Origin of the sequence: Thiohalocapsa sp., assembly GCF_022340605.1 — a bacterium.
In the GTDB taxonomy this organism is placed as follows: Bacteria; Pseudomonadota; Gammaproteobacteria; order Chromatiales; family Chromatiaceae; genus Thiohalocapsa.
This window is the reverse complement of the sequence record NZ_JAJDNQ010000006.1, coordinates 1-5,251: the sequence shown is the minus strand read 5'-3', so window position 1 is coordinate 5,251 and position 5,251 is coordinate 1. Positions and strand designations below refer to the sequence as shown.

At 70.3% G+C, this 5,251-nt stretch carries 3 protein-coding genes and 1 pseudogene; all 4 read left to right on the top strand.

The annotated features are described in order from the left end of the window. A pseudogene (locus LJE69_RS00380) lies at positions 1–369 on the top strand (hypothetical protein); the annotation flags it as partial. Beyond that, positions 366–1,907, top strand: a complete 1,542-nt coding sequence (locus LJE69_RS00375) for a NuoM family protein (RefSeq protein ID WP_296920024.1) — start codon at positions 366–368, stop codon at positions 1,905–1,907. The pseudogene LJE69_RS00380 and the gene LJE69_RS00375, both read left to right, overlap by 4 nt. Before the next feature lie 106 nt (positions 1,908–2,013). Further along, positions 2,014–3,510: an NADH-quinone oxidoreductase subunit N gene (locus tag LJE69_RS00370; protein WP_296920021.1), complete on the top strand. Its 1,497-nt coding sequence runs from the start codon at positions 2,014–2,016 to the stop codon at positions 3,508–3,510. 138 nt (positions 3,511–3,648) lie between these two features. Further along, positions 3,649–4,770, top strand: coding sequence for a Fic family protein (locus tag LJE69_RS00365; RefSeq protein WP_296920018.1), 1,122 nt, complete (start codon positions 3,649–3,651; stop codon positions 4,768–4,770). Positions 4,771–5,251 lie beyond the last annotated feature (481 nt).

The window sequence follows — 5,251 nt, the reverse complement described above, 5'->3', positions numbered from 1 at the left end:
AGCGGCGGCCTGGGGCCGGAGCTGATCGTGGTGGGCGTCGGCCTGCTCGGCATCCTGCTCGCGTACATCGCCTTCGCCACCGGGCACACCTCGGTGCTGCCGCGCTGGCTGGAGCGGGGGGCGTTCGCGGGCCTCGGCTTCGACCGGCTCTACGACTGGGTGCTGGTGCAGCCGTTCCTGGCGTTCACCCGCGCCATCCGCCGCGATCCGGTGGACTGGGTCTTCGAGGGCGTCGGCCGCATCGCGGCCTGGACCCATCGCTGGCTCAGCGCGACCCAGACCGGCCGGCTGCGCTGGTACGCCTCGGCGACGACGCTGGGCGGCGTGCTGGTGGTCGGCGCCATGCTGCTGTTGGCGGTGCAATCATGAGCGCGATCGGATTGATCCTGGTGCTGATCCTCGGCGGGCTGCTGGCCTGGCTGGCGGGACGATGGCACGCCGCGGTGGCGCGCTGGATCGCGCTCGCGGCGCTGGCCGCCGACCTGGTGTGGCTGCTGGTGCTGTGGTGGCTCGGGCCGATGCCAGGCCAGACCGCGGCGACCGCAGGCGTGCCGGCGGCAGGGTCTCTCGGCGGCCCCTGGCTCTCCGAGGCCATGCTGCCCTGGATACCGCGCTTCGGCATCGGGCTGCACTTCGGGCTGGACGGGCTGTCGCTCCTGTTCTGCCTGCTGGCGGTGCTGCTGGGGCTGATGTCCGTGACGGCGTCCTGGCGCGAGATCCAGGAGCGGGCGAGCTTCTTCCACCTCTGCATCCTCTGGACCCTGGCCGGCACCATCGGCGTCTTCACGGCCCTCGATCTCTTCCTGTTCTTCCTGTTCTGGGAGCTGATGCTGGTGCCGATGGCCTTCGTCATCGCCCTTTGGGGTCACGACGACAGCCGCCGAGCGGCCATCAAGTTCTTCCTGTTCACGCAGGGCAGCGGGCTGTTGCTGCTGGTGGGCGTGCTGATCCTGGTGCTGGGGCACGCCGCCGCCACCGGCACCCTGACCTTCGACGCCCCGGCCCTGGTGGGCGCCGCGGCGGGGCTCGACCCGCGGCTCGCGTTCTGGGCCATGCTCGGCTTCTTCCTGGCCTTTGCGGTGAAGCTGCCCATGGTGCCGCTGCACACCTGGCTGCCGGACGCCCATTCGCTCGCGCCCACCGGCGGCAGCGTGCTGCTGGCGGGCATTCTGCTCAAGACCGGCGGCTATGCGCTGATCCGCTTCCTGCTGCCGCTGTTCCCGGACGCGCTGCCGCGGCTCACGCCGGTGGCGCTGGCCTTGGGCGTGGTGGGCGTCGTCTACGGCGCCCTGCTCGCCTTCGCGCAGACCGACATCAAGCGCCTCATCGCCTGCTCCAGCATCAGCCAGATGGGGTTCGTGCTCATCGGCATCTTTGCCTCCGCCGGCATCGCCGGCAGCGCCGCGCTGGACGGCGCCGTGCTGCTGATGGCCTCCCACGGCATCACCGCCGCCGCGCTGTTCATGGTGGCCGGCGACCTGCGCGAGCGCCTGCACACCCTGAGCTCCTCGGACATGGGCGGGCTCTGGGGGCCGCTGCCACGGCTCGCGGCGCTGGGGATGGTGTTCGCGATCGCGACCCTGGGCCTGCCGGGCTTCGGCAACTTCGCCGGCGAGATCCTGGTGCTCATCGGCACCTTCCGCGACCACCCCGTGGCCGCGTCGGTGGCGCTGCTGGGCCTCATCACCAGCGCCATCTACGCGCTGGCCTTCGTCCAGCGTGCGTTCCAGGGGCGCCCGGCGGATGCAAGCAGAATCGACTCGTTGCGGGACGTGGGGCTGCGGGAGACCACGGCGCTGGGCGTGCTGGCGCTGGTGGCGCTGTGGCTCGGCATCTACCCGCAGCCGCTGCTGGACCTGACGGCGCTGCCGTTGGCCGCGCTCTTCGGCTCCGGGGTCACGTCATGAGCGGGCACGCGACCGGACAGGTCGCCATGGGTCGGGCCGGCGCGGAAGGCCCTACATGCCGCACCGAGGGTAGCGTCTCGAGCAGTCATCAGAGGAGAACGCGCCAATGACATCCGGCCAGCTCACCGCCCTGCTCCCCATCATCGTCCTCGGCGCGGTGCCCGTGGTGCTGATCCTCGCCATCGCCCTGCACCGGGGCGAGCGCGTGACCCTGTGGCTGACCCTGATTGGTCTGGCGCTCGCCCTCGCCGCCCTGGTTCCGGCGCACGCGGCGGCACCCACCGACGTCACGCTGCTGCTGCGCATCGACGGCGTGGCCCTGGCCTTCACTGCGCTGGCGGTGCTCGCCGGCGCGGCCACGGTGCTGCTGGCGCGAGCGGGTTCACCGCCCGGCGGCGAGCCGCCGGAAGAGCTCTACGTGCTGGTGTCGCTGGCCGTGCTCGGGGCCTCGGTGCTCGCCGCGAGCCGCCACCTGGCGTCGCTGTTCATCGGGCTGGAGCTCATCAGCGTGTCGCTGTTCCCGATGATCGCCTATGCCCGCGCCCGCCCAGAGGCGCTGGAGGCCGGCATCAAGTACCTGGTGCTGTCCAGCGTCACCACGGGCATGCTGCTGTTCGGCATGGCCTTGTTGTATGCCGGTATCGGCAGCCTCGCGCTCCCGGCCATCGGCCGGGCGCTGACACAGCACGCGGGCGCGGACGTCTGGGTCCTGGGCGGCATCGCGCTGGTGCTCACCGGACTCGGCATGAAGCTGTCGCTGGTGCCCCTGCACTGGTGGACGCCGGACGTCTACGAGGGCGCACCGGCGGCGGTTACCGGATTCCTGGCCTCCGTGGCCAAGGCCGCGGTCATCGTCGTGCTGCTGCGGCTGATGGCCGCCAGCAACGTCCAGGACCAGGCGGCGGTGCTGCTGGTGCTGGGTGCGCTGGCAGTGCTGTCCATGCTGGTGGGCAACCTGCTCGCGTTGCGCCAGCGCCGCGTCGTGCGCATCCTGGCCTACTCCTCCATCGCGCACATGGGCTATCTGCTCGTGGCCGTCCTCGCCGCGCTGTTCGGCGCCCTGTCCGGGAGCCTGCCCGGGCACCTCGCCGAGGGCGCGCCCGCCGCCCACATCGGCGTGGGTGCGCTGGGCGTGGAGGCGGTCGCCTTCTATTTGGCCGCCTACGTGGTCACGACCCAGGGCGCCTTCGGTGCGCTGGGGCTCACCGGCGCCGGCGAGCTGAGCGACCTGAACGGCCTCTCGCGCCGCCGGCCCTGGCTCGCGGCCGCATTCACGCTGATGCTGCTGTCGCTGGCCGGCATCCCGCTGACGGCCGGCTTCATCGGCAAGGTGTATCTCTTCACCGCCGGCGTCGACGGTGCCCTGTGGGTGCCGGTGGGCGTGCTGGTAGTCGCCAGCGTCATCGGCCTCTTCTATTACCTGCGCGTCGTCTTCGCGATGTACACGGCGCCGGCCGACGAAGCGGCGCCGGCCGCGGTGCCGCCGGCGACCCACGCCGGCGGCACCGCACTGGCGGCGCTGACCTTGGTCCTGATCTGGCTCGGCGTCTGGCCCGAGCCACTCATCGCGTTGATCCGATCGACGGTGGGCGGGGCGCTGTGATCGTCGGCCGCGGGCGCCGGAGAAGGCCCGACTATCGACTTTGTCCTTGGCTCTGAGCCAAACCGGCGCGTCCTTGCCAATCTTGCCCCTGAGGCGTTTAGCCGCCACAATCGCTTCATATTCTGAAGCGATTATCCGATGCAACCGCGTCCTGCTTGGATCTGGCAACAGCCCGACTGGCCCCACTTCCGCTGGGACGAAGCGCGCCTGGCCGCGGGCCTCGCGCGCGCCCGCTTGAGTCAGGGCAAAGCGCTTGGGGCCGCCCGCCTGCTCGACCCCGAGCTCAGCCGGGAGGCGTTTGCCACCATCCTCGTGGAAGACGGCCTGACCACCAGCGCCATCGAGGGAGAGCGGCTCGACGCGGCCTCGGTGCGATCCTCCGTTGCGCGCCGGCTGGGCCTCTCCACGGCAGGACTGCCCGTGCCGCCCCGCGCCGTGGACGGCCTGATCGACGTGCTGTTGGATGCAGCACGGCACCATGAGCAGCCGTTGACGCTCGAGCGCCTGTGCGGCTGGCAGGCGGCCCTGTTTCCGACCGGTTATTCCGGGCTCCACCCCATCCGGGCGGGACAACTGCGCGGCGACCAGCCGATGCAGGTGGTCTCCGGTGCCATTGCGCATGAACGGGTGCACTTCGTCGCGCCACCACGCGAGGTTCTGGACGCCGAGCTTGCCCGTTGCCTGGCCTGGATCGATGATCCGCCCGCGGAGGTGGACGGCCTGATCCGGGCCGGCATCGGCCACTTGTGGTTTGTGACGCTGCATCCGTTCGAGGACGGCAACGGCCGCCTGGCGCGCGCCATCACCGACATGCTGCTGTCCAGGGACGAGGGACAGCCCATGCGACTGTTCAGCGTATCGGCCCAAATCCTGCGGCAACGGCAGGATTACTACGCGATCCTTGAGCGCACCCAGCGCGGCGGACTGGACGTGACCGACTGGCTGGACTGGTTCCTTGCACAGGTCGAGGCGGCTGCCGACTCTGCCGAGACAACCGTCGCCAACACCCTGGCCAAGGCCCGCTTCTGGCTGCGGCACCAGAGCACCCCGCTCAACGAGCGCCAGCGCAAAGTCCTCAACCGGCTGCTGGACGTGGGTCCCAAGGGCTTCGACGGCGGCATGAGCACCCGCAAATACATCGGGTTGACCAAGGTGAGCCGCGCAACGGCCTACCGTGAGCTGGCCGACCTCGTGGCGAAGGATTGTCTGCGCCCGACGGGCAAGGGCGGCAGGAGCAGCAGCTACGAGATCGCGTGGTAGGCGGGCACTGCAATCGAACCGGTCTCGCTAGTCGAGACACTGCACCAGTTCTTCGGTCATGGATGTGCATCCCCGCGGTGGTCGCAGCGAGGAACCCGTCGTCGGCAACCAAAATTTAGCGCCGTCATGCAATCGAGGGCCGAGGCGCCCGGCGGCCATGCCGATCGGCTGACGCCAAGTCTCGCCCGGACGTTCCCGCAGCGATATTGGGGCCATCCGGCAACGGCGCGCTGGTGCACCGGTGCGGGAATGCCGAGACCGCTCGGAACGCCAATTCGTGTCGCCCTGGAGGGCGACGCTCCCAGGGCGACGCCGCCCGCGACCCGGCGATCCTCGCCGTGCGGCAGCGCTCCCCGGCATGAGCACCATTTTTGCGTGGTATTTGGAAAAACCCGTCTACTGAGACGGTTAGCGGTCGCGCGCCGCTGCCTTGGCCGGCCGCTCGTAACCTTTCGGTAAGGTTGCGGCAACTTTTCGGCCC

Bases quoted from the DNA above. Each gene is read 5' to 3' on its own strand.
- LJE69_RS00375 (WP_296920024.1), top strand. From the start codon at position 366: ATGAGCGCGATCGGATTGATCCTGGTGCTGATCCTCGGCGGGCTGCTG.
- LJE69_RS00370 (WP_296920021.1), top strand. From the start codon at position 2,014: ATGACATCCGGCCAGCTCACCGCCCTGCTCCCCATCATCGTCCTCGGC.
- LJE69_RS00365 (WP_296920018.1), top strand. From the start codon at position 3,649: ATGCAACCGCGTCCTGCTTGGATCTGGCAACAGCCCGACTGGCCCCAC.